Source organism: Streptomyces platensis, from assembly GCF_008704855.1.
Lineage (GTDB): Bacteria > Actinomycetota > Actinomycetes > Streptomycetales > Streptomycetaceae > Streptomyces > Streptomyces platensis.
Window position 1 is genome coordinate 5,063,124 of record NZ_CP023691.1, and the last position, 22,993, is coordinate 5,086,116.

The following is a 22,993-nucleotide window of genomic DNA, read 5'->3' on the forward strand; positions in this document are numbered from 1 at the left end:
GAACTGCACAGTGGACGCGAGCATCTGTGGCCAAGTTTTTAAGGGCGCACGGTGGATGCCTTGGCACCAGGAACCGATGAAGGACGTGGGAGGCCACGATAGGCCCCGGGGAGCTGTCAACCAAGCTTTGATCCGGGGGTGTCCGAATGGGGAAACCCGGCAGTCGTCATGGGCTGTCACCCGCTGCTGAACACATAGGCAGTGTGGAGGGAACGCGGGGAAGTGAAACATCTCAGTACCCGCAGGAAGAGAAAACAACCGTGATTCCGGGAGTAGTGGCGAGCGAAACCGGATGAGGCCAAACCAGTCACGTGTGATACCCGGCAGGGGTTGCGTGGTTGGGGTTGTGGGATCTCTCTTCTGTTGTCTGCCGGCAACAGGACGAGTCAGAAACCGTTGATGTAGGCGAAGGACATGCGAAAGGTCCGGCGTAGAGGGTAAGACCCCCGTAGCTGAAACATTAGCGGCTCGTTTGAGAGACACCCAAGTAGCACGGGGCCCGAGAAATCCCGTGTGAATCTGGCGGGACCACCCGTTAAGCCTAAATATTCCCTGGTGACCGATAGCGGATAGTACCGTGAGGGAATGGTGAAAAGTACCGCGGGAGCGGAGTGAAATAGTACCTGAAACCGTGTGCCTACAAGCCGTGGGAGCGTCGCACAAGGAACTTGTTCCTTGTGTCGTGACTGCGTGCCTTTTGAAGAATGAGCCTGCGAGTTTGCGGTATGTTGCGAGGTTAACCCGTGTGGGGAAGCCGTAGCGAAAGCGAGTCCGAATAGGGCGTTGAGTAGCGTGCCCAAGACCCGAAGCGGAGTGATCTAGCCATGGGCAGGTTGAAGCGGAGGTAAGACTTCGTGGAGGACCGAACCCACCAGGGTTGAAAACCTGGGGGATGACCTGTGGTTAGGGGTGAAAGGCCAATCAAACTCCGTGATAGCTGGTTCTCCCCGAAATGCATTTAGGTGCAGCGTCGTGTGTTTCTTGCCGGAGGTAGAGCACTGGATAGGCGATGGGCCCTACCGGGTTACTGACCTTAGCCAAACTCCGAATGCCGGTAAGTGAGAGCGCGGCAGTGAGACTGTGGGGGATAAGCTCCATGGTCGAGAGGGAAACAGCCCAGAGCATCGACTAAGGCCCCTAAGCGTGTGCTAAGTGGGAAAGGATGTGGAGTCGCAGAGACAACCAGGAGGTTGGCTTAGAAGCAGCCATCCTTGAAAGAGTGCGTAATAGCTCACTGGTCAAGTGATTCCGCGCCGACAATGTAGCGGGGCTCAAGCACACCGCCGAAGTCATGTCATTGCAGCAATACTCCCAACGGAGGCTGTGATGGGTAGGGGAGCGTCGTGTGCCGGGTGAAGCAGCCGTGGAAACGAGTTGTGGACGGTTCACGAGTGAGAATGCAGGCATGAGTAGCGATACACACGTGGGAAACGTGTGCGCCGATTGACTAAGGGTTCCTGGGTCAAGCTGATCTGCCCAGGGTAAGTCGGGACCTAAGGCGAGGCCGACAGGCGTAGTCGATGGACAACCGGTTGATATTCCGGTACCCGCTTTGAAACGCCCAATATCGAATCCATTAATGCTAAGGCCGTGAAGCCGGCCTGGAGTCTTCGGACAAAGGGACGTGGTGGAGCCGCCGATCCAAGGTGGTAGTAGGTAAGCGATGGGGTGACGCAGGAAGGTAGTCCAGCCCGGGCGGTGGTTGTCCCGGGGTAAGGGTGTAGGCCGTGTGGTAGGTAAATCCGTCACACGTTAAGGCTGAGACCTGATGCCGAGCCGATTGTGGTGAAGTGGATGATCCTATGCTGTCGAGAAAAGCCTCTAGCGAGTTTCATGGCGGCCCGTACCCTAAACCGACTCAGGTGGTCAGGTAGAGAATACCGAGGCGTTCGGGTGAACTATGGTTAAGGAACTCGGCAAAATGCCCCCGTAACTTCGGGAGAAGGGGGGCCATTGCTGGTGATGAGTTTTGCACTCTGAGCTGGTGGTGGCCGCAGAGACCAGCGAGAAGCGACTGTTTACTAAAAACACAGGTCCGTGCGAAGCCGTAAGGCGATGTATACGGACTGACGCCTGCCCGGTGCTGGAACGTTAAGGGGACCGGTTAGTCACATTTCGGTGTGGCGAAGCTGAGAACTTAAGCGCCAGTAAACGGCGGTGGTAACTATAACCATCCTAAGGTAGCGAAATTCCTTGTCGGGTAAGTTCCGACCTGCACGAATGGCGTAACGACTTCTCGACTGTCTCAACCATAGGCCCGGTGAAATTGCATTACGAGTAAAGATGCTCGTTTCGCGCAGCAGGACGGAAAGACCCCGGGACCTTTACTATAGCTTGATATTGGTGTTCGGTTCGGCTTGTGTAGGATAGGTGGGAGACTTTGAAGCGGCCACGCCAGTGGTTGTGGAGTCATTGTTGAAATACCACTCTGGTCGTGCTGGATGTCTAACCTGGGTCCGTGATCCGGATCAGGGACAGTGTCTGGTGGGTAGTTTAACTGGGGCGGTTGCCTCCTAAAGAGTAACGGAGGCGCCCAAAGGTTCCCTCAGCCTGGTTGGCAATCAGGTGTTGAGTGTAAGTGCACAAGGGAGCTTGACTGTGAGACTGACGGGTCGAGCAGGTACGAAAGTAGGGACTAGTGATCCGGCGGTGGCTTGTGGAAGCGCCGTCGCTCAACGGATAAAAGGTACCCCGGGGATAACAGGCTGATCTTCCCCAAGAGTCCATATCGACGGGATGGTTTGGCACCTCGATGTCGGCTCGTCGCATCCTGGGGCTGGAGTCGGTCCCAAGGGTTGGGCTGTTCGCCCATTAAAGCGGTACGCGAGCTGGGTTTAGAACGTCGTGAGACAGTTCGGTCCCTATCCGCTGTGCGCGTAGGAGTATTGAGAAGGGCTGTCCCTAGTACGAGAGGACCGGGACGGACGAACCTCTGGTGTGCCAGTTGTCCTGCCAAGGGCATGGCTGGTTGGCTACGTTCGGAAAGGATAACCGCTGAAAGCATCTAAGCGGGAAGCCTGCTTCGAGATGAGTACTCCCACCCCCTTTGAGGGGTTAAGGCTCCCAGTAGACGACTGGGTTGATAGGCCAGATATGGAAGCCCGGTAACGGGTGGAGTTGACTGGTACTAATAGGCCGAGGGCTTGTCCTCAGTTGCTCGCGTCCACTGTGTAGGTTCTGAAGTAACGACCTGTGTCATGTCCGGGTTGATATCTTCATAGTGTTTCGGTGGTCATTGCGTTAGGGAAACGCCCGGTTACATTCCGAACCCGGAAGCTAAGCCTTTCAGCGCCGATGGTACTGCAGGGGGGACCCTGTGGGAGAGTAGGACGCCGCCGAACAATTTTTGTTAAAGCCCCTCGGGAACGAAAGTTCCCGGGGGCTTTTTCGCGTTTCCGGGCAGAAATGGGCCCGCTGTCCGGCACGGTCGCTGGGATGCTGAGCGGCATGGGATATGTGATCAGGCCGGTGAAGGCGGGCGAGTGGGAACGGCTGAAGGAGCTGCGGCTGGCGGCGCTGGCCGATCCTGTGGCCCGGGTGGCGTTCAACGAGACCTTCGAGGAGGCCGTGGGCCGGCCCGATGAGCTCTGGCGGCAGCGGGCGGCGCGGAGTGCCGAGGGGCAGTCGGTCGTGACGTTCATCGGGGAGGCCGCGGAAGGGAGTTGGGGCGGCATGGTGGTGGCTCTCGTCGAGACGGACGAGGAGGCGCCGCAGACGCATGTGGCCGGGGTGTATGTGCGGCCCGAGCACCGGGGGACGGGGCTGGCAGGGGAGTTGCTGCGGGCGGCGATCGCGTGGTCGTGGGGCCTGGCCGAGCCGGTGGTCGAGCGCGTACGGCTGTGGGTGCACGAGGAGAACGCGCGGGCCGAGGCGTTCTACCGGGGGCTGGGGTTCTCGGCGACGGGGCGGACCATGGCCGATCCGAAGGACTCCGCGGCGAGCGAGCGGGAGATGGCGCTGCGGCGGGGGTAAGCGCGTGGGGCCCGGCGTCAGATCCGTAGGGAGTGGTGGGGCCAGCGGGCGCGGGCCTGTTCCTGGGAGCGCATGGTGGCCAGGGTCAGCAGGCCGCGTGTGCGGCCCGTTTCGAGGAGGCCGGGGAGGGCGGGCAGCGGGGCGAGGGCCGCGATGTCGTCCAGGACGAGGGTGAGTGGTGGGTCGAGCCGACCGTCAGATGACCGTTCGGCCATGCGGCGGCCGTGCTCGACCACGCTCGAGAGGAGTGCGGTGAGCAGTGGCATCGCACCCGGGTCGGTACGCGGATCCTCGATGGGCTCGCCTACCACGTAAAGCGTTCCCCCTTCGTCGAGAAATGATTCGAGCAGAACCGAATCTGCTCGAAGCGGGGTGCAGGCGTCCCGGATGTGGATCGAGGAGAGGGCGGTCAGGGTCCGGCCGATCAACGCCTGGGCGGCTTCCCGGCGTTCGGGGTGTGCGGTGAGCACCGATTCCAGTTCGCCGGCCTGGCCGGCCGAGGCCTTGGGGCTGGTGCGCAGGATGCGGACGGGTTCCTGGGCGGCGCCGGTGGCGTGGGCCCAGCGGTGCAGCTGGCGGAACGGGCGGCCGTCCACCGCGGCGGCGTGCAGCCAGCAGCGCAGCAGGGTCTGGGCGGCGTCCGCGACTGCCGAGTCCACGGCGGCGGCCGGGCGTACGGGGGCCAGCAGGGCGGCGGCGCGGGCGGTTGCGGTGGCGAGGTCCGTACAGCCGGAGGTGGGGGACCAGCGCAGCCGGGCCGGGGTGTCGAGGTGGTGCGTCGGGTCGTAGGTCAGCAGCGGGCCGAGCTTGGCGCGGGCGTCCTTGGTCTCGGCCCAGACGGCGGGGTCCGTCGTGGCGACGATCAGCGGGCCCGGGGCGGCGGCCACGGCGGCGACGGAGGCCGCGCGGGCGGCGGCCCGGTCGGTGGTGAACTCGACGCGGGGGAGGGTGGGTTCGGTGGGGGCGCCGGCGGCAGGGGTGAGCGGGGGCGCGGTGCGCTGTTCCGGGACGGGGCCGGCGGCGACGGGGTCGAGGGGTGGCGGGGCGAGGACGGCTGGTGTGGCCGGGGCGTCCTCGCTGGGGGCCGCGGGCTCCTGGGCGGCGGGGACGGTCTCCCGTACGGCTGCCCGGGCCGCTCGGGCCTCCCTGGCCTCCCGTGGAGCCCGTTCCGCCTCCCGTGCCTCCTGGTCCGTCAGACAGGCTTCCCGCGCCTCCCGGGCCTTCGTGCGGCGGGCCTTCCGTACGGCGCGGTAGCGGGCGACCGTTCCCAGCGTGAAGATCACCAGGACCAGCAGCACCATCAGCTCGCCGATGAGGATGCCCCAGAAGAGGCCGTAGCCGGAGAGCTGGCTCTTGGGGGTCCCGGGCCAGGCGGCGGCCATGTCGTGCGGCGCGGAGACCAGATGACGCAGCGCCATCGGCGTACCGGAGTAGGTGACGCCCGCGGGCCAGGAGCCGTGTGCGAACAGGCCGGCCAGCCCGGTCGCCGTCCATACCAGGACGGTCAGGCCCAGCAGGAAGGCGAGCAGCCCGACCAGCAGGGAGTCGGGGATGCCGCGCCCCCGGGGCCGGGCGGTGCCTCGTTCGTCGTCGTATCCGCGGGTCACGCCACCGTCTCGCTCGACTCGTCTCTCCACTGCCGCTCCATCGCCATGGCCTCGGCGCGTGCCTCGGCCTCGGCGTCCGCCGCCTCCTGGATGGCGCGTGCCTCGTCCGTCGGCATCGCGGACGCCTCGGTCATCGCCCGGTCGGTGAAGACCAGCGGGCGTTCGGCCTCGGTGATGAGGTGTTTGACGACCTGGACATTGCCGTTGACGTCCCAGACCGCGATGCCGGGGGTGAGGGTCGGGATGATCTCGACGGCCCACCGTGGCAGGCCGAGTACCCGGCCGGTGGCGCGGGCCTCGTCGGCCTTCTGGGCGTAGATGGTGCGGGTCGAGGCCATCTTGAGGATCGCCGCGGCCTCCCGGGCGGCGGCGCCGTCGACCACGTCGCTGAGGTGGTGGACGACGGCCACGAACGACAGGCCGAGCCGGCGGCCGAACTTCAGCAGCCGCTGGAAGAGCTGTGCCACGAACGGGGAGTTGATGATGTGCCAGGCCTCTTCCACCAGGAAGATGCGCTTCTTGCGGTCGGGGCGGATCCAGGTGTGCTCCAGCCAGACGCCGACGATCGCCATCAGGATCGGCATCGCGATGGAGTTGCGGTCGATGTGCGACAGGTCGAAGACGATCAGCGGTGCGTCGAGGTCGATGCCGGCCGTGGTCGGTCCGTCGAACATGCCGCGCAGGTCACCGTCGACAAGGCGGTCGAGGACCAGCGCCACGTCCAGACCCCAGGCCCGGACGTCGTCTATGTCGACATTCATCGCCTCCGCCGACTCCGCTTCCGGGTGCCGCAGCTGCTCGACGATGTCGGTCAGGACGGGCTGCCGGTGGGTGATGGTGTCGGTCACGTAGGCGTGCGCGACCTTGAGGGCGAAGCCGGAGCGTTCGTCCAGGCCGCGGCCCATCGCGACCTCGATGATGGTGCGCAGCAGGGCCAGCTGGCCGGTGGCGGTGATCGACGGGTCGAGGGGGTTGAGGCGGATTCCGCCGTTGAGGGCGGCGGTCGGGTCCAGACGGATGGGAGTTATCCCCAGCTCCTGGGCGATGAGGTTCCACTCGCCGACGCCGTCCTCGCCCTGCGCGTCCAGCACCACGACCTGGCGGTCCCGGAACCGCAACTGCCGCAGGACGTAGGTCTTCTCCAGTGCGGACTTGCCGTTGCCGGACTCGCCGAGGACCAGCCAGTGCGGGGCCGGCAGCTGCTGTCCGTAGAGCTGGAAGGGGTCGTAGATGTAGCCCTTTCCGCTGTAGACCTCACGGCCGATGATCACGCCGGAGTCGCCGAGACCGGGGGCCGCGGTGGGCAGATAGACCGCCTGGGCCTGGCCGGTGGAGGTGCGTACGGGCAGCCGGGTGGTCTCCACCTTCCCGAACAGGAAGCTGGTGAACGCCTCGGTGAGCGCTCCGATCGGATCGAGCATGGCCATGACGTACGCGCCTCCCAGCGGCTTTAGCGGCGGATCCCGGTCGCGAACGGCAGGGTGTTGACGAACGCCCGGTGGTGCTCGCGGTCGCACCACTCCAGCTTCAGGTAGGACTTGCCGGCCGAGGCGCGGATGGTGCGCTTGTCGCGGGCCAGCGCCTCGGGGGAGCGGGAGGAGACCGTGAGGTAGCCGACGAGGTTGACGCCGGCGGCGCCGGACGCCAGATCCTCGCCCCGCTGGTCCACCCGGCCGTGGTGGGCGACGTCCCGCGGGTCCACCACCCGGTTCATCTTCGCCGCGCGGCTGGCCTCGGCATCGTCGTTCGTCTTCTCGGTCAGCATCCGCTCGATGGCGATCTCGGTGGGTTCGAGGTCCATGCAGACCGCGACCGTACGGATCACATCCGGGGTGTGCACCAGGAGGGGCGCGAGGAAGTTGACGCCCACCGGGGTCAGCGGCCACTCCTTGACCCAGGCGGTGGCATGGCACCACGGCGCGCGGGTCGTCGACTCACGGGTCTTGGCCTGGAGATACGTCGGCTCCATCGCGTCCAGCTCGGCCGGCCAGGCGTTGCGCTTGCTCATCGCCTGGATGTGGTCGATGGGGTGGTCCGGGTCGTACATGGAGTGCACGAGGGAGGCGAGCCGGGCCTGGCCGAGCGGCTGGCGGACCCGGATGTCGGCCTCGGCGAGCCGGGCGCAGATATCGGTGAGCTCACGGGCCATGACCACGGCGAGACCGGCGTCCCGGTCCAGCTTCTTGCGCAGCAGCCCGCCCTGGTGCATCCGCGCGGCGCGGGCCATGGTCTGTGCCTCGGTGGCCAGCTCGCGGGTGTAGTGCATACAGGCGACGAGGTAGGCGCGGTGCTGCTCGGAGGAGGTGGAGACCATCGACTGGAGCTGGTCGTAGGACTCCTGGAGCCAGTCGGGGGAGCTCTTGTCGCCGCGCTGGGCGACGTCCTTGGCGTGTGCGTCCGGGTCGGCGGGCAGGGTCCGCGCCAGCATCTGGAGCCGGGTCACAAAGCCGTCCCCGTTGGCCACATGCTTGAGCAGCGTCCCGAAACGGTCGACCAGCGCCTCCTGGTCCTCGCTGTCCCGCAGGCCGACGCCCGGGCCCTCGATCTCGATGGCCGCCGTCACCGTCTTGCGGTCGGCGTGCAGCAGCACCGCGATCTCGTCCGGGCCGAACGGCGCGGACAGCCAGTTGATCCGGCCGATGCCGGGCGGCGGGCCGATCTCGACCTCCCGGCCGTCCAGCCGGACGCCGGCCTCGGCGGCGCCGGAGCGGTAGGTGGCACCGCGGCGGACCGTACGGCGGAAGCTGCGCCGGATCTCGAACCACTTGTAGAACGTCCGGCCCTTGTACGGCACGTAGACGACCGCGAGTCCCAGCATCGGGAAGCCGGTCAGGGACACGATTCGCAGCGGCAGCATGGGCACCAGCAGCCCGCACATCATGCCGAGGAACGCGCCCGCGATGATCAGCGCGATCTCGCCGGTCTCGCGGTTCTTGCCGACGATGGCGTTGGGCCGGGCGCGGCCGATCAGATAGGTGCGGCGCGGGGCGATCGGGTGGGACTGCGTACTCAACGCCCCTCACCTCCTGCGGTCTTGCCGGAGCGGGAACTGCTGCCCGGGCCGGGGTTCGGGTTCGTACGGGGAGCGGGGGTGGCGGGGGCCGGGGCGCGGCCGCCGCCGCGGGAGCTGTGGGCGGCGACGCCGCCGGCCACCGCGTCGGCCGGCCGGGACTGGCCGCCCTGCCCGCCGTCCCCGCCGGAGCTGCGGGAGCTGTGGGTCTTGATGCCCTGGGAGACCAGTGCGGCGGGCGAGGAGATCATCGCGGCGGCCTGGCTGCCGTCGGTGGCCCGGCCCTTGTTCGTACGGGCCGAGACCATCTCGTCGCCGAAGCCGGGGACGAAGCGGTAGATCACCGCGCTGGCGAAGATGGCGAGGACGATGATCGAGAGGCCGGAGACGACCGCGGAGAAGGCGTTGGGGCCCTTGTCGTGGGACAGCGCACCGGCGACGCCGAGCACGATCACGATGACCGGCTTCACCAGGATCACCGCGATCATGATGCCCGCCCAGCGGCGCACATGCCCCCACATGTTCTTGTCGACCAGCCCGGCGTAGACGACCGTGCCGAGCAGCGCCCCGACGTACAGCAGCGCGGCCCGGATCACCAGCTCCAGCCACAGCACACCGGCGGCGAGCACCGAGACCAGCGACACCACGATCAGCATGATCGGGCCGCCGCCGATGTCCGTGCCCTTCGTGAGCGCCTGGGAGAACGCCCCGAAGAAGGTGTCGGTCTGCGCCCCCGTCCCCTTCGCGATGATCTCGGTGACCCCGTCGGTCGCCGAAACGATGGTGTAGAGGATCAGCGGGGTGAAGGCGGAGGCCAGCACGGTCAGCCAGAGGAACCCGACCGCTTCACTGATCGCCTCCGTCAGCCGCACCCCGCGCACCGCGCGCTTGGCGACGGCCAGCAGCCACAGGACGAGGGTGAGCACGGTGGAGGCGGCGAAGACGACGGCGTACTGCCGCAGGAACGCGGCGTTGGTGAAGTCCACCTGGGAGGTGGCCTTCACCGCCTCCGACAGCTTCGTGACGATCCAGGCGGCGGCTTTGGCGCAGCCTTTGGCCAGGGATTCGAGGGGGTCCAGGGGGTTGTTGTCGGTGAGGCCGCCGCCTCCCGGATCGGGGGTGCTACCGCTGCCACCGCCCCGGTTCTCGCAGAGTTCCTTGGCCTTGTCCGACAGCAGGTCGCAGGCGCCCTCGGTCGGCTTGGGCGAGGGTGCCGCGAACGCGCGGGCCGAGAGGACCACCAGCGTGGCCTGGAGACCGGTCAGCGCTGAGGTGACGGTGAGGGCGCGGCGTCGGTTGTTACCTCGCATAAGTGAACCCTCCGAACCCTTGGACGGCCTTGGACATGTCCTTGGCCGTCGCGGCGGCCTGGTCGCCGCCGATCGGGGCCGGCCCGGCCTTCTGTGTGAAGCCGGCGACCTTCCAATCGCCGCTGACCCACTGCAACTGCATCGTGGACGTGTACCAGCTCTCCGCGACCGGGTTCTGGGAGCCCGTGCCGGCGAGGCCGAACAGGGTGGAGTACCAGACCGCGACCGTGGCGGTGGTGCCCTCGAACTTCTCGGTCTTCGTGCCGACCGGATTCGCCCGGGACACGAAGGTCATTCCGCCGGGCGTGCTGCCGTCCGGCTTGAGGCCGACCCGGCCGAGGAACTTGGGGTCCGTGTAGACCTTGCGGAGGCTTTCCTTGCGGGCCGCGGCCGCGGAGGACGTGTAGACGGCGTCGACGATCGTGTCGCGCTCGTCGGACTTGTACATGGCGCTGCTGGAGAGCGCGACCACGTAGTTCGCCGCCGCCGACTGCGCCCCCTGCTCCGTCTTGGCGAACCCCGACGCGATGCCGCCGGTCTTGCCGTCGACGGCCTTGGTGCCGGTGGGGGCGGTGGGCTGGGTGTGGCCGGGGTCCTTGGGGGAGTCGTTGGCGGTGGTTTCGCTGTTGCCGCTGCCGCCGCGGTTGGCGAAGGCGATGGCCGCGAGCAGCAGGACGATCACGCCGACGATCGTGACGAGGTTGCGGCTGGACAGGCCGGTCCGGGAGCGCCGTCCCGGGCCGTAGATGTCGCCGTCGTTGTCGGGAAGTCTGGTCCGGGTCTGGCCCGTCTCTGGACCGCGGTGGCTGTCACCGCCGTAGCCGCCGTCGTCACTGAGACTCATCGCGCCTGTGCCCCCTCTGCCGCCGTCGCCGTGCGTGCTGTGTTGTGCCGCCCTCATATGACCGTAGCCGCGCGGACGGCGACTCGGGTGCGGCGGTACGAGTACATCTCACCGTGACGGGTCCTCAGATGCGGTACGGCAGAGGCGAATGGGGGACTCTGGGTTATTTGTGCGCATCGTCTGCTCCGCGGTCGCCGGTCGCCTTCTTGCCCCCGGATCCACCTGTCCCCGCGCAGCGCTCGGCCCAATCGGTCCGCTGGTGGCGGGGGTGATGAAGGCGTGCTGCGATGCCGTCGGGCCGGCGTGAGCAGGCGTCAGCATGTGGCCTCGGCAGGGGAGGTGGGGCCGGTGGGAGCGAGCGGGGGCACGGGGCGGCGGAGAGAGGGTGGGCGGGGGCGCACGGGGGCGACGCAGGGACGGACGGGTGCCGGGGGCGCGCCATATGGGCGGCGGTGGGCCGGGGTGTGGCCTAGACCGCCATGCCGTAGACGATGGTGAACAGCGTTCCGAGGGAGCCGATGATGAAGACTCCGGTCAGGCCGGCCACGATCAGGCCCTTGCCCTGTTCGGCGCTGAAGGTGTCGCGCAGCGCGGTGGCGCCGATGCGCTGTTTGGCGGCGCCCCAGATCGCGATGCCGAGGCACAGCAGGATCGCCACCGCCATGACCACTTCGACCATCACGCGGGCCTCGTTGCCCAGGCTCCCGAACGGTCCCCAGTCCGGGGCGATTCCGCCGATGATGGTGGTGATGTCGCCTTTTTCGGCCGCAATGAACATGTGTGAACTCACCGCCCCTTGATGGGTAGTTGTGTCCCCGTGCCGGCGCGGCACGGGTCAGTCTCTATCTTCGCTGACAAATGGGCCGTCAGCTGTCGACTTGGCGGCTTTCTTTGAAGGATCCCGTGCGGGTGGCGTGTGCCTGTGGGCGCACGCCCTCCATTGAACCGACTGGTCTCACCGTGTGTATCACGGGGGATAACCCTGGGCAATGATCATCGGGAGCACCGGTGGCCGGTCCGGCGCGCCGGGCCGTTTGTAGCCCGTTCGGGTCCATGGCTACGGTCCTGCCGTGGTTCTGACGCGGTGTCGCCCGTCCGGCGGCATGCAGGGGCGTCGCCGTACGTGCCCTCGCACCCCGGCCGGAGCGCCCCGTGCGCCGCGTCATGCGCCGTCGTGCGGCACCCGGGGCGGCGGGGCGCGCGGGAGCGGCCGGAAAAAGGCAGTGAACCGGGGCTGAATGGGGGAGGGTTGGAGGGTGCGGAAATTCTGGGTGGCCGGAGGGCTCGGGGCGGGGCTGATGCTCTGCCTGCTCGGGCTGCTTGTGATCGGTACGTACATGGCGGCGGCCGGACTGGCCGGCGTCGGCGGGCGGGCGCTCGGGCTGGCGAAGGGGTCGGTGCCCGCCGAGTATCAGCAGCTGGTGCAGAAGTGGGGGACGCTCTGCCCGGCGATAAGTCCGGCGCTGCTGGCGGCGCAGCTCTATCAGGAGAGCGGGTGGAACCCCAGGGCACAGAGCCCGGCGGCCGCCCAGGGCATGGCGCAGTTCATTCCGGGGACCTGGCAGACCCATGGCGTCGACGGGAACGGCGACGGCAAGAAGGACGTATGGGACCCGGAGGACGCGATTCCGTCGGCGGCCTCGTACGACTGCGAGCTGGCGAGCTATGTGAAGCGCGCGCCGGGCAATGCCACGCACAACATGCTCGCCGCGTATAACGCCGGGGCTTACCGCGTCATTCAGTACAACGGGGTGCCGCCGTACAGCGAGACCCGGAACTATGTGAAGACGATCACGACGCTGGCGAAGAGCTTCGAGGCGCCGGCGGGGCGGGTGGAACCGTCGCGCCAGGCGGCCGCCGCCATCTACTTCGCCCAGCAGAAGCTCGGTACGCGCTATCTGTGGGGTGGCACGGGCACCGCGGCGCAGGGCGGACGGTTCGACTGTTCCGGGCTGACCCAGGCCGCGTACCACTCCGTGGGCATCGAGCTGCCCCGGGTGGCGAACGACCAGTGGAACGCCGGGGCACACCCGAAGCGGAATGAGCTGCTCCCGGGTGATCTGGTGTTCTTCGCGTACGACCTGAAGGACCCGCGGTCCATCCACCACGTGGGCATCTATGTGGGAGGCGGGTACATGATCAACGCGCCGTACACCGGGGCCAGGATCCGGTTCGACAAGATCGATACGCCGGATTACATCGGTGCCACCCGCGTCACATCGGATGGCGCAAAAGCGCTGCCCGGTACGAACGCTGCGTGAACATAGGGCCCTGAACTGCGGTGATGAGTCAAGCTTCGATAACGTCCTGGTGATCATCCGGTGGAGAGTGGAACGCCAGGGGCGGTCATCGCGTTTCCTTGGCGTGGGGACGTAGCAGCGCTTGACACGGCACACGCTCGACGACCACGGGGGCAGGCAGCACACGAAGGCGCTCGCGCGCGCGAAAGATAAGGGGCCGCTGCAGATGGCTGGACTCGCACTCGAGGGGCCGAACCCCGACGTCGACGTGCTCGACGGCATCAACGGCCTCGCGAAGGACGCCCCCCACTGGGTCAACAAGGCCATGGAGTACATCGGTGAGTACGGCATCATCGCCGGCCTCGCCGTGCTGTGTCTGATCGCCTGGTGGTCCGCGCGCCGCAATCCGGGCGCGCCGGCCGCCGTCGCGGGCCTGGTCTGGGCGCCGCTGGCCGCGGGCATCGCCCTGCTGGCCAATATCCCGATCCGGTCGTTCGTCGAACGGCCGCGGCCGTTCAAGGAACACGCCGGACTGGAAGTACTGATCCCCGGCAAGAGCGACTTCTCGTTCGTGAGCGACCACGCGACGCTCACCATGGCGGTCGGTGTCGGGCTCTTCATCGCCCACCGGAAGTTCGGCCTGGTCGGGATTCTGCTGGCGCTCGCCGAGGGCTTCTGCCGCGTCTACATGGGCGTGCACTACCCGACCGACGTGATCGGCGGCTTCGCCCTGGGCACCGCCGTCGCGCTGCTGCTGGCGCCGTTGGCACAGGCCCTGCTGGTGCCGGTGACGACGGCGATCGCCCGGTCGAAGCTGGCGTGGCTGGTGTGCGCGCCGGGCGCGGGGCAGGACGGCGAGGGCAGCCGGGTGGTGGCCACGGGCTCGGCGATGCGCGGTGGACACAAGGAGCGGGACAAGGACCTGGCGGCCTGAGGGCACGGCCCGGCGGTTCCGGTGAACCGGCGGGCCACGCCCACGGCTTACAAGGCCTGGCGGATGCGGACGGCCCGGCCCCTCGCGGGGGCCGGGCCGTCCGTGTGTCCGGGGGCTCTCAGAGCGCCTGCGGGAAGGTGCTGAACAGCCGCTGCGGGTCGTAGGTCCGCTTGACCTCGGCGAGCCGGGTGGCGGCGCCGCCGTAGTAGGCCGACTTCCAGTTGCTGAGGCCGGGGTCGGTGTAGTTCTGGTAGGCGGCGCCCGAGGAGTGACGGCGCATCGCGTCATGGAAGGAATTCAGCCAGGCTGTGCGGGAGCCGGGCGAGCCGTTCGCCGGCCAGGACGTCAGGTACTGGGCGAGGAACCGTGAGCCGCGGTGGACGAAGGCGGTGTCGGAGCTCTTGACGCGGTTGATCGCGCCGCCCAGCGCCGTCAGCGCCACATTCCCGGCGACGCCCTTGCGGCCGCCCGCCTCGATCTGGTCCATCAGCGTGCGGATACCGGCCGCGGACAGCGAGCGGTCGAAGAAGTGCGAGCGGGCGGCGTAGGTCTCGCGGCCCAGCTGGCCGGCGCCGGTCTGGCCGGGCAGCGAACCCGGCGCATGGCACTGCGCGGTGGACTTGGAGGAGCAGCCCGCGTAGGACTCCATCGCGTCCAGGTAGCCGGTCGGCGTGAGATGCACGCTCTTGGCGGGGCCGGGGCCGCCCGGCTGGTCGGCGAGCTTGTCGAGGGCGTTCTTCAGATCGCCGTAGCTGCCCAGCGAGAAGGCCGCGACGGAGACGGACGGGGTGCCGCCGGGGTGTGCGTCGAGATGGCAGGCGGACCAGATCTCGTCGGCCTGCACCGGCCCCCACTTCTGCCAGGAGGCCACCACCTTCGCCGCCTTCGACCACGGCCAGGTCAGATAGGCCATCACCGCGCGCGGCGCCGGATGCGTACGGAAGCGGAGCTCGGTGACCACGCCGAAGTTGCCGTTGCCGGCGCCGCGCAGCGCCCAGAAGAGGTCGGCGTGCTGCTTCTTGTCGCAGTCGACGGTCTTGCCGTCCGCCGTGACCAGCGTGGCGCCGACGAGGCTGTCGCAGGTCAGGCCGTACGCGCGGGAGACCACGCCATGGCCGCCGCCGAGGGTGAGGCCGGATATGCCGACGGTGGGGCAGGAGCCCCCGGGTATCGTCACGCGGTGCGCCCCGAGGCCCTCGTAGACGTCGATGAGCTTGGCGCCGGCCCCGATGCGGGTGATGCCGCCGGACGGTGCGCCGACCTTCGAGAGGGCGGAGACGTCGATGATGAGCTTGTTGTTGCCGCTGGACCAGCCCGCGTAGGAGTGGCCGCCGCTGCGGATGGCGACCGGGGTGTCGTAGCGCCGGGCGAAGGAGAGGCATTCGGCGATGTCCGCCGGATGCTTGACGTAGGCGATGGCCGACGGCTTCAGCGTGTCGTAGCGGGTGTTGTAGAGGCGCCGGGCGGTCGCGTAGGCGGAGTCGGAGGCCTGCACCAGCTTGCCGTCCAGGCTCTTGCGCAGCGCGGTCCAGGACGACTGGGAGGCCCGGCCCTTGGTGGCGCCTCCGGCGGCGGCCGCCGCATTGGTCCGGGTCGCGCCCGTGCCGGCCGCGGCCTCCGTGCTGCCGGCCGCCGCGCCCGCCTGGCCGGTCTTGTTGTCGCAGCCGGTGGCCAGGGCGACCGCGGTCGCCGCCAGTCCGCCGCCGGTCTGCAGGAGTGTGCGCCGCTTCACTGGGATGAATCCCCCTCGATGTCGTACCGTCCCGCCCCGCGTGCCGGTGGCCCGGTCAGAGGTCACGGGGCGCTGCCGGGGAATCCGCACCGGACGGTGGCGGCGACGCGCTGCCCCGCGTTCCGCTGTGTCCGGTGATGCCCGCGCTGTCCGGTGCTGTCCCTGAAGTCCCTTGGTGGCGCGGTGCCGTTGCTTCCCTGACTAGGCAGATGCGGCAGGGGCGTGCGGGGTTCCCGGAACGGACTTCCTCATTCCAGCGGGCGCCCGGATCCGCTGCCGTCGCTGCCGGATCCGGCCTCGGCCTCGGCCAGATGGCGCTCCGCGTCCGTACGGGCCTGCGAGCGGGCCCGCCGGGCCGGCCCCCGCCAGCCGCAGTCACAGCGGGCCGTGCAGAAGGCGCCGCGTTCGGTGGTGGAGGTCGCGTGAGGAGCTCGGTCGGGCACCCGGCCACGCTACGCGCCCAGGGTGTCCTTGCGTGACGAGCCCCCTCGGCAGTCGTTGAACGGAACGGTCGGCGAAACGTCAGGTGCGGCGGCGGGACGTCCGACCCTCCCGAGCGGACCGGCCGGCCCAGGCCGTTCCCGAAGACAGCGGCCGAGGGGGCTCGTACGCGATGGTGGTGCAGGACAGGCGAGGCGGCGGCACGGTCGCCGTGGCCATGGCGTGCGGGACGGGTCTGGCGGTCGGGCTGCTGACATCGGGCTGTTCCCCGGACGGCGCCGCGGCCGACGACCAGGAGCCGGCCGGCCGGGCCGCCCCCGCCGCCGCGGAGGTCCGGGACAGCGCCGACGCCCTGGTGCGGGCCGGCTCCGCCGCGGTCCGTACGTCCATGGAGACCGCGAGCGGCGGCACCCGCGTCGCGATCCGCGGCACCGGCGGCTACGACTTCGCCACCAGCACCGGCCGGCTGCGGGTCGTGCTCCCCGATCCGGCGGGCCGGCCCAGCGGCGGCCATCAGCCGATCACGGAGATCCTCGCGCCCGGTGCGCTGTTCATGAAGAACCGCGGGGCCGGGGTGCCCGCCGACAAGTGGGTGCGGGTGGCCACCGCCTCACTGGCCGACGGGAATCTGGTCACCGGCGGCGCGACCGATCCGCTGGCCGCCGCCGAACTGCTGCGCGGCGCACGGGAGGTGACGTATCAGGGCGAGGAGTGGCTGGACGGGGTCCGGGTGCGGCACTACCGCGGTACGACGGACATCGGGGCGGCCGCCGCGGCGGCGTCACCGCGCACCGCACCCGCGCTGGCCGCCGCGGGGGACGGATTCACCACCGGCGAGGTGCCGTTCGACGCATATCTGGACGAGGCGGGGCGGCTGCGCAAGGTGCGGCAGTGGTTCCGTTTCGCCAACGGCGCGCCGAAGGGGGCCTCGGTGACGTCCACGACGGAGCTGTCCGGTTTCGGGACGAAGGTCGCGGTGCAACTGCCGGACGAGCGGGACATCTACGCGGGAAAGATCGCTTCACCCACGCCATGAGGGCGGGCGCCGTGGGCCGGGCATGTGACGGGGGCGCCTGCCGGATGGCGGAAATGGTCCATCCGTGCCATGCGCGGAGCGTGCGCCCGTCCCTAGGCTTGCGGTAACCACCCCAGGTGTGGGAAGGCGCTCGAAGGAGGAGGTGTTGTACGTGGCACACCGCCCTACGACGGTCCAGGACCACGTAGCCCTCGTCGAGATCGACCTGACCGGTGAGCTGATGATCGCGGCCGCGGCCGCCAGTGAGGATCGGCTCAGCCCGGACCGTATCGACGAGGTGCTGGAGGTCGACGGCGACGGAGGTGACCCCGCGGACCGGGTGCCGCCCGGGACCGGAGCCGCCGGCCGCTGTCCCGGTTAGCGCGCCGGTTCAGGTGCGCAGCATCCGCTCGATGGCCTTGGTGGCCTCCTGGACCTTGGCGTCGATGGCCTCCGGGCCCTTGACGGCCGCGTCGGCGACGCAGTGCCGCAGATGCTCCTCCAGGAGCTGGAGGCCGAAGGACTGAAGACCCTTGGTGCTCGCCGAGACCTGGGTGAGTATGTCGATGCAGTAGACATCTTCTTCGAGCATCCGCTGGAGTCCACGGATCTGGCCCTCGATCCGCCGCAGTCGCTTGATGTGTGCGTCCTTCTGCTGTGCGTAGCCGTGCACGCCGGCCGCCGGAGAAGTCTCTGCGTGATGGGTCACGGTTTGAACGTCGCTTCGGGGGTCGGCGTCCGGCTTCGGGGGGTGGGGGGCCGCGGCGGCTGCGGCGCTGCCGTTGGTGTCGGCGTCCGTGGTCGGCATGGCCGTCTCCCGTGGTATCTAGGCGATCTATATACCCCTGGTGGGTATATGGTACCGAACTTTGCGGGCACCTGTGGTACCCCGTGCAGAGCATGCTGCACGATGGGCGACACTGAAGGAATGCCGGTTAGCAGTGGCTGGATGATGCGCCTAGCATCAACTCGACCGAATCCGATGTACCCCGAGGATTTCACGTGCGCTTTCGTCTGACCCCCAGGGAGACGAGCTTCTACGACATGTTCGCCGCCTCCGCGGACAACATCGTCACAGGCTCGAAGCTCCTGATGGAACTGCTCGGGGCGGACGCCTCCGCTCGGGCAGAGATCGCTGAGCGAATGCGGGCGGCGGAGCACGCGGGTGATGACGCGACCCACGCGATCTTCCACCAGCTGAACTCCTCCTTCATCACGCCGTTCGACCGCGAGGACATCTACAACCTCGCCTCGTCGCTCGACGACATCATGGACTTCATGGAAGAGGCGGTCGACCTGGTCGTCCTCTACAAGGTCGAGGAGCTGCCCAAGGGCGTCGACCAGCAGATCGAGGTACTGGCGCGGGCGGCCGAGCTGACCGCCGAGGCCATGCCGCATCTGCGGACGATGACCAACCTCACCGAGTACTGGATCGAGGTCAACCGCCTGGAGAACCAGGCCGACCAGATCCACCGCAAGCTGCTGGCGCACCTCTTCAACGGCAAGTACGACGCCATCGAGGTCCTCAAGCTCAAGCAGATCGTGGACATCCTGGAAGAGGCGGCGGACGCCTTCGAGCACGTCGCCAACACCGTCGAGACCATCGCGGTCAAGGAGTCCTGAGCGCCGCCCATGGACACCTTCGCGCTCGTCGTGACCATTGCGGTCGCGCTCGGTTTCACCTATACCAACGGCTTCCACGACTCGGCGAACGCCATCGCGACCTCGGTCTCGACGCGGGCGCTGACTCCGCGGGCGGCGCTGGCGATGGCCGCCGTGATGAACCTCGCCGGTGCCTTCCTGGGCAGCGGGGTCGCCAAGACCGTCAGTGAGGGGCTGATCTCCACTCCGCACGGCAGCAAGGGGATGGGCATCCTCTTCGCCGCGCTGCTCGGCGCGGTGGTCTGGAACCTCGTCACCTGGTACTTCGGCCTGCCGTCGTCGTCCTCGCACGCACTCTTCGGCGGCATGGTCGGTGCGGCCCTCGCCGGTGGCACCACCGTGATCTGGTCCGGGGTGGTCGAGAAGGTCGTCCTGCCGATGTTCATCTCGCCCGTCATCGGTCTGGTGCTCGGCTATCTCGTGATGGTCGTGATCCTCTGGATGTTCCGGAAGTCCAACCCGCACAAGGCCAAGCGCGGTTTCCGCATAGCCCAGACCGTGTCCGCGGCGGGTATGGCACTCGGACACGGCCTCCAGGACGCGCAGAAGACCATGGGCGTCGTGGTGATGGCCCTGGTCATCGCCGATGTCGAGGACCAGAACGCGGCCATCCCGCTCTGGGTCAAGCTGGCCTGTGCGATCACGCTCTCGCTCGGTACGTACGCGGGCGGCTGGCGCATCATGCGCACCCTGGGCCGCCGGATCATCGAGCTGGACCCGCCGCAGGGCTTCGCCGCGGAGACCACGGCCGCCTCGGTCATGTACACCGCGTCGTTCATGTTCCACGCGCCGATCTCCACCACCCATGTCATCACCTCCGCGATCATGGGCGTGGGCTCGACCAAGGGCACCCGCGCGGTGCGCTGGGGCGTCGCCAAGAACATCGTGATGGGCTGGTTCATCACCATGCCGGCCGCGGCGCTGGTCGCGGCGGGTGCGTACTGGATCGTGGAGCTGGCGTTCGGCTGACCCGGACGGAAGCCGTCCGGTCCGGCAGCTGACCCGGACAACAAGTGGGCCCGCCCCCCGGGAAGTGGGGGCGGGCCCTTCGCCTTGCGGTGGCACCGCCATGCAGCACCGCAGGACGCCGGTGGGGCGGCCCGGCCGGAGTGGCCGGGCCGCGCTCTCGTCGCTCAGCCGAAGCGGCCGGAGATGTAGTCCTCCGTGGCCTGGACCGACGGGTTGGAGAAGATCCGCTCGGTGTCGTCGATCTCGATCAGCTTGCCGGGCTGGCCGACGGCGGCGAGGTTGAAGAACGCCGTCCGGTCCGACACACGCGCGGCCTGCTGCATGTTGTGCGTCACGATGACGATCGTGAAGCGCTCCTTGAGCTCACCGATCAGATCCTCGATGGCGAGCGTGGAGATCGGGTCGAGCGCCGAGCACGGCTCGTCCATCAGCAGCACCTGCGGCTCGACCGCGATGGCGCGGGCGATGCACAGCCGCTGCTGCTGGCCGCCGGAGAGGCCGGAACCGGGCTTGTTCAGCCGGTCCTTGACCTCGTTCCAGAGGTTGGCGCCCTTGAGGGACCGCTCGACGATGTCCTTGAGTTCGCTCTTCTTGTACGAGCCGTTCAGCCGGAGACCGGCCGCGACATTGTCGAAGATCGACATCGTGGGGAACGGGTTGGGGCGCTGGAAGACCATACCGACGGTGCGGCGGACGGCGACCGGGTCGACCCCGGAGCCATAGAGGTTCTCGTCGTCCAGCATCACCTTGCCCTCGACGCGGCCGCCGGGGGTGACCTCGTGCATCCGGTTCAGGGTGCGCAGGAACGTCGACTTGCCGCAGCCGGACGGGCCGATGAAGGCCGTCACGGAGCGCGGCTCGACGGTCATCGAGATGTCGTCGATGGCCTTGTGGCTGCCGTAGTACGCGGAGAGGCCGCTGACATCGATTCGCTTGGCCATGGAAATCACTGCTTCTTTCTGTTGGCGGCTTGGTCAGCGGCCGGAGTTGGGGGCCTTCCAGCGGGCGATGCCGCGGGCCACCAGGTTGAGGATCATGACGAAGGCGATGAGGACCAGTGCCGCGGCCCATGCGCGGTCGTACGAGGCCTCGGAACCCTGCTGCCACTGCTGGAAAACGTAGAGCGGAAGTGACTGCTGGGCATCTTCGAAGGGGTTGTTGTTGATCGTCTTCGCGCCCCACACCAGGAGCAGCACGGGCGCCGTCTCTCCGGTGATGCGCGCGATGGAGAGCATCACGCCGGTGGTGATGCCGCCGATCGACGTCGGCAGGACGACCTTGAGGATGGTGCGCCACTTGGGCACGCCAAGGGCCAGCGAGGCCTCGCGCAGCTCGTTCGGGACGAGCTTGAGCATCTCCTCGGTGGAGCGGACCACGACCGGCATCATCAGGATCGCCAGCGCCATCGAGCCGGCGAAGCCGGACGGGCCGAAGCCGAGGATCAGGATCCACACGGAGAGGATGAACAGGCCGGCCACGATCGACGGGATACCGGTCATCACGTCGACGAAGAAGGTCACGGCCCGCGCGAGCCGGCCGCGGCCGTACTCGACGAGGTAGATCGCGGTGAGCAGACCGATCGGCGCGGCGATCAGGGTGGCCAGGCCGACCTGCTCCAGCGTGCCGATGATCGCGTGGTAGATGCCGCCGCCGGGCAGCGCGTCCGGGGTGGTGCCCATCGAGTGCGACAGGAAGTAGCCGTCGAGGACCGCGGTGCCGCGGCTGACGGTCTCCCACAGGAGGGAGGCCAGCGGGACGACGGCGATCAGGAAGGCCATCCAGACCAGGCTGGTGGCCAGCCGGTCCTTGGCCTGCCGGGTGCCCTCGACGGCCGCGGCCAGCACGAAGGTGCCGAGGACGAAGAGCGCGGCGGCGATCAGGCCCCACTGGACCGTGCTGTCCAGGCCGGCGCCCAGTCCGATGCCGACACCGGCGCCGGCCGCGGCCAGTGCGATGACCGGCGGGGACCAGCGCGGCAGCCGGGCGTGCTTGAGGGAGACCGGAAGCGGGGTGCCGCCATTGGAGACCGCGGCACGGTCAGTCGTGATGCTCATGCCGCCACCTCGCTTCGCGAGGCGTTGCCTGCGCAGGACGCGCACCTGTTGTTGATTCGTTCGCTTCGCTCACTCATGCGGCGGCTCCCGAGTACTCCTTGCGACGGGCGATGATCAGGCGGGCCGCGCCGTTGACGAGCAGCGTGATCACGAAGAGGACGAGACCGGAGGCGATCAGGGCGTCCTGGCCGAACTGGTCGGCCTCGCTGAACTTGCTGGCGATGTTCTGGGCGAACGTGCCGCCGCCCGGATCCAGCAGGCTGGCGTTGATGAGGAAGCTGGGCGAGAGGACCGTGGCGACGGCCATCGTCTCGCCGAGCGCACGGCCCAGGCCCAGCATGGAGGCGCTGATCACTCCGGAGCGGCCGAAGGGGAGCACCGACATCCGGATGACTTCCCAGCGGGTGGCGCCGAGGGCCAGCGCGGCTTCCTCGTGCATCTTCGGGACCTGGAGGAACACCTCGCGGCTGACGCTGGTCACGATCGGCAGGATCATGATCGCGAGCAGGATGCCGACGGTGAACAGCGAACGGGCCGCCCCGCCGCCGTATTCGAAGATGCCGGTCCAGCCGAGGTAGTCGTCCAGCCAGGTGTAGAGGCCGGTCAGATGCGGGACGAGGAAGAGCGCGCCCCACAGGCCGTAGATGATGCTGGGCACCGCGGCGAGCAGGTCGATGACGTAGCCGAGCGTGGAGGACAGCCGGCGCGGGGCGTAGTGCGAGATGAACAGCGCGATGCCGACCGCGACCGGGACCGCGAGGGCCATCGCGACGATGGAGCTGACGACGGTGCCGAAGGCGAGCACCGCGATGCCGAACTTCGGCTCCGCCCCGCTCGCGTTCCAGTCCAGCGTGGTGAAGAAGTTGGCCTTGTCGCCGGAGATGGCGAGCACGGACCGGTAGGTGAGGAAGCCCGCGATCGCGGCCATGATCACCAGGAGGGCGATACCGGAGCCCCGGGAGAGTCCGAGGAAGATCCGGTCACCGGGACGGACCGCCTTGCCGGATATGGCCGATCGGCTGTCGTGCGGTGGCGGAGGCGGGGTGTCGGTTGTCGAGAAGGCTGTGTTCATGGGTTCTCCGGTCTGCGGAGCCGGATGACGGCTCCTGGCGCGGCGGTGCACCGGACGGGCGGCGGCCCGAAAGGGGCCCTGGTGAAGGGGCCCCTTTGCGGACCGTACGGCGGTATGTGGGCCGCCGCCCG

General features: G+C 68.4%; 19 protein-coding genes and 2 rRNA genes. 9 read left to right on the plus strand and 12 right to left on the minus strand.

Annotated elements, in window-relative coordinates; all coding sequences use genetic code 11:
- The first annotated feature begins 28 nt into the window (after positions 1–28).
- From CP981_RS22435 to CP981_RS22445, 3 genes are all read left to right on the plus strand, one after another.
- Positions 29–3,151 (plus strand): 23S ribosomal RNA (locus CP981_RS22435).
- 73 nt (positions 3,152–3,224) lie between these two features.
- Positions 3,225–3,341, plus strand: a 5S ribosomal RNA gene (gene rrf / locus CP981_RS22440).
- A gap of 94 nt (positions 3,342–3,435) precedes the next feature.
- Positions 3,436–3,972 (plus strand): GNAT family N-acetyltransferase, encoded by a 537-nt coding sequence (locus CP981_RS22445; RefSeq protein WP_341873685.1) that lies wholly within the window; start codon positions 3,436–3,438, stop codon positions 3,970–3,972.
- 17 nt (positions 3,973–3,989) lie between these two features.
- Here the strand turns inward: CP981_RS22445 and CP981_RS22450 are convergent, their stop codons facing one another.
- The 6 genes from CP981_RS22450 to CP981_RS22475 all read right to left on the minus strand — a co-directional run bounded on the left by CP981_RS22450 (position 3,990) and on the right by CP981_RS22475 (position 11,521).
- On the minus strand, positions 3,990–5,579 hold the full coding sequence (locus CP981_RS22450; protein ID WP_085927987.1) for a type IV secretory system conjugative DNA transfer family protein: 1,590 nt from the start codon (positions 5,577–5,579) through the stop codon (positions 3,990–3,992).
- Positions 5,576–7,000, minus strand: a complete 1,425-nt coding sequence (locus tag CP981_RS22455; protein ID WP_085927992.1) for an ATP-binding protein — start codon at positions 6,998–7,000, stop codon at positions 5,576–5,578. The genes CP981_RS22450 and CP981_RS22455 overlap by 4 nt, the downstream gene beginning before the upstream one ends.
- Before the next feature lie 29 nt (positions 7,001–7,029).
- Positions 7,030–8,592 (minus strand): SCO6880 family protein, encoded by a 1,563-nt coding sequence (locus CP981_RS22460; protein ID WP_085927986.1) that lies wholly within the window; start codon positions 8,590–8,592, stop codon positions 7,030–7,032.
- Positions 8,589–9,899: a hypothetical protein gene (locus CP981_RS22465; RefSeq protein WP_085927985.1), complete on the minus strand. Its 1,311-nt coding sequence runs from the start codon at positions 9,897–9,899 to the stop codon at positions 8,589–8,591. Before CP981_RS22465 ends, CP981_RS22460 begins: the two co-directional genes overlap by 4 nt.
- Positions 9,889–10,743 carry a DUF8175 domain-containg protein gene (locus tag CP981_RS22470; RefSeq protein ID WP_085927984.1) on the minus strand — a complete coding sequence of 285 codons (855 nt, stop codon included), beginning with the start codon at positions 10,741–10,743 and terminating at the stop codon, positions 9,889–9,891. The genes CP981_RS22465 and CP981_RS22470 overlap by 11 nt, the downstream gene beginning before the upstream one ends.
- Positions 10,744–11,212: 469 nt before the next feature.
- On the minus strand, positions 11,213–11,521 hold the full coding sequence (locus tag CP981_RS22475) for a hypothetical protein (protein ID WP_031067282.1): 309 nt from the start codon (positions 11,519–11,521) through the stop codon (positions 11,213–11,215).
- A gap of 478 nt (positions 11,522–11,999) precedes the next feature.
- Between CP981_RS22475 and CP981_RS22480 the strand changes: the two genes are divergently transcribed.
- Together CP981_RS22480 and CP981_RS22485 are read left to right on the plus strand one after the other, a co-directional pair.
- Entirely contained in the window at positions 12,000–13,004 is a 1,005-nt protein-coding gene (locus CP981_RS22480) for a C40 family peptidase (RefSeq protein ID WP_085927983.1), read from the plus strand.
- Positions 13,005–13,209: 205 nt separating this feature from the next.
- Entirely contained in the window at positions 13,210–13,917 is a 708-nt protein-coding gene (locus CP981_RS22485; RefSeq protein ID WP_085927982.1) for a phosphatase PAP2 family protein, read from the plus strand.
- 118 nt (positions 13,918–14,035) lie between these two features.
- On the opposite strand, the gene CP981_RS22490 is transcribed toward CP981_RS22485, so the two are convergent.
- Both CP981_RS22490 and CP981_RS22495 read right to left on the minus strand, forming a co-directional pair.
- Positions 14,036–15,649: an FAD-binding oxidoreductase gene (locus CP981_RS22490; protein ID WP_085927981.1), complete on the minus strand. Its 1,614-nt coding sequence runs from the start codon at positions 15,647–15,649 to the stop codon at positions 14,036–14,038.
- Positions 15,650–15,897: 248 nt separating this feature from the next.
- Positions 15,898–16,092, minus strand: coding sequence for a hypothetical protein (locus CP981_RS22495; RefSeq protein WP_085927980.1), 195 nt, complete (start codon positions 16,090–16,092; stop codon positions 15,898–15,900).
- Between the two features lie 170 nt (positions 16,093–16,262).
- Here CP981_RS22495 and CP981_RS22500 point away from each other — a divergent pair, with 170 nt between their 5' ends.
- Both CP981_RS22500 and CP981_RS22505 read left to right on the plus strand, forming a co-directional pair.
- Positions 16,263–17,126: an SCO4651 family lipoprotein gene (locus CP981_RS22500; RefSeq protein ID WP_085927979.1), complete on the plus strand. Its 864-nt coding sequence runs from the start codon at positions 16,263–16,265 to the stop codon at positions 17,124–17,126.
- Positions 17,127–17,271: 145 nt separating this feature from the next.
- A complete protein-coding gene (locus tag CP981_RS22505; RefSeq protein WP_085927978.1) occupies positions 17,272–17,487 on the plus strand; it encodes a hypothetical protein in 216 nt (71 codons plus the stop codon).
- Between the two features lie 9 nt (positions 17,488–17,496).
- Here the strand turns inward: CP981_RS22505 and CP981_RS22510 are convergent, their stop codons facing one another.
- Positions 17,497–17,913, minus strand: coding sequence for a metal-sensitive transcriptional regulator (locus CP981_RS22510; RefSeq protein WP_085927977.1), 417 nt, complete (start codon positions 17,911–17,913; stop codon positions 17,497–17,499).
- A 194-nt stretch (positions 17,914–18,107) separates the two neighbouring features.
- On the opposite strand from CP981_RS22510, the gene CP981_RS22515 reads away from it, so the two are divergent.
- Together CP981_RS22515 and CP981_RS22520 are read left to right on the plus strand one after the other, a co-directional pair.
- Complete coding sequence (locus tag CP981_RS22515) at positions 18,108–18,728, plus strand: DUF47 domain-containing protein (protein ID WP_026170326.1); 621 nt, start codon at positions 18,108–18,110, stop codon at positions 18,726–18,728.
- A gap of 9 nt (positions 18,729–18,737) precedes the next feature.
- Positions 18,738–19,736, plus strand: coding sequence for an inorganic phosphate transporter (locus tag CP981_RS22520; protein WP_085927976.1), 999 nt, complete (start codon positions 18,738–18,740; stop codon positions 19,734–19,736).
- A gap of 164 nt (positions 19,737–19,900) precedes the next feature.
- On the opposite strand, the gene pstB is transcribed toward CP981_RS22520, so the two are convergent.
- The 3 genes from pstB to pstC all read right to left on the minus strand — a co-directional run bounded on the left by pstB (position 19,901) and on the right by pstC (position 22,862).
- The gene (gene pstB / locus CP981_RS22525; RefSeq protein ID WP_085927975.1) at positions 19,901–20,677 is read right to left on the minus strand and encodes a phosphate ABC transporter ATP-binding protein PstB; all 777 of its coding nucleotides are present in this window, start codon (positions 20,675–20,677) and stop codon (positions 19,901–19,903) included.
- 33 nt (positions 20,678–20,710) lie between these two features.
- Positions 20,711–21,790: a phosphate ABC transporter permease PstA gene (gene pstA, locus CP981_RS22530; RefSeq protein ID WP_085927974.1), complete on the minus strand. Its 1,080-nt coding sequence runs from the start codon at positions 21,788–21,790 to the stop codon at positions 20,711–20,713.
- Between the two features lie 73 nt (positions 21,791–21,863).
- Entirely contained in the window at positions 21,864–22,862 is a 999-nt protein-coding gene (pstC, locus tag CP981_RS22535; protein ID WP_085927973.1) for a phosphate ABC transporter permease subunit PstC, read from the minus strand.
- Positions 22,863–22,993: the final 131 nt, after the last annotated feature.

What these genes read in the sequence shown, in the direction of transcription:
- CP981_RS22445 (WP_341873685.1), top strand. Translation starts at nt 3,436, where the DNA reads ATGCTGAGCGGCATGGGATATGTGATCAGGCCGGTGAAGGCGGGCGAG.
- CP981_RS22455 (WP_085927992.1), bottom strand. Translation starts at nt 7,000, where the DNA reads ATGCTCGATCCGATCGGAGCGCTCACCGAGGCGTTCACCAGCTTCCTG.
- CP981_RS22465 (WP_085927985.1), bottom strand. Translation starts at nt 9,899, where the DNA reads ATGCGAGGTAACAACCGACGCCGCGCCCTCACCGTCACCTCAGCGCTG.
- CP981_RS22470 (WP_085927984.1), bottom strand. Translation starts at nt 10,743, where the DNA reads ATGAGTCTCAGTGACGACGGCGGCTACGGCGGTGACAGCCACCGCGGT.
- CP981_RS22475 (WP_031067282.1), bottom strand. Translation starts at nt 11,521, where the DNA reads ATGTTCATTGCGGCCGAAAAAGGCGACATCACCACCATCATCGGCGGA.
- CP981_RS22485 (WP_085927982.1), top strand. Translation starts at nt 13,210, where the DNA reads ATGGCTGGACTCGCACTCGAGGGGCCGAACCCCGACGTCGACGTGCTC.
- CP981_RS22500 (WP_085927979.1), top strand. Translation starts at nt 16,263, where the DNA reads ATGGTGGTGCAGGACAGGCGAGGCGGCGGCACGGTCGCCGTGGCCATG.
- CP981_RS22510 (WP_085927977.1), bottom strand. Translation starts at nt 17,913, where the DNA reads ATGCCGACCACGGACGCCGACACCAACGGCAGCGCCGCAGCCGCCGCG.
- CP981_RS22520 (WP_085927976.1), top strand. Translation starts at nt 18,738, where the DNA reads ATGGACACCTTCGCGCTCGTCGTGACCATTGCGGTCGCGCTCGGTTTC.
- pstB (WP_085927975.1), bottom strand. Translation starts at nt 20,677, where the DNA reads ATGGCCAAGCGAATCGATGTCAGCGGCCTCTCCGCGTACTACGGCAGC.
- pstA (WP_085927974.1), bottom strand. Translation starts at nt 21,790, where the DNA reads ATGAGCATCACGACTGACCGTGCCGCGGTCTCCAATGGCGGCACCCCG.
- pstC (WP_085927973.1), bottom strand. Translation starts at nt 22,862, where the DNA reads ATGAACACAGCCTTCTCGACAACCGACACCCCGCCTCCGCCACCGCAC.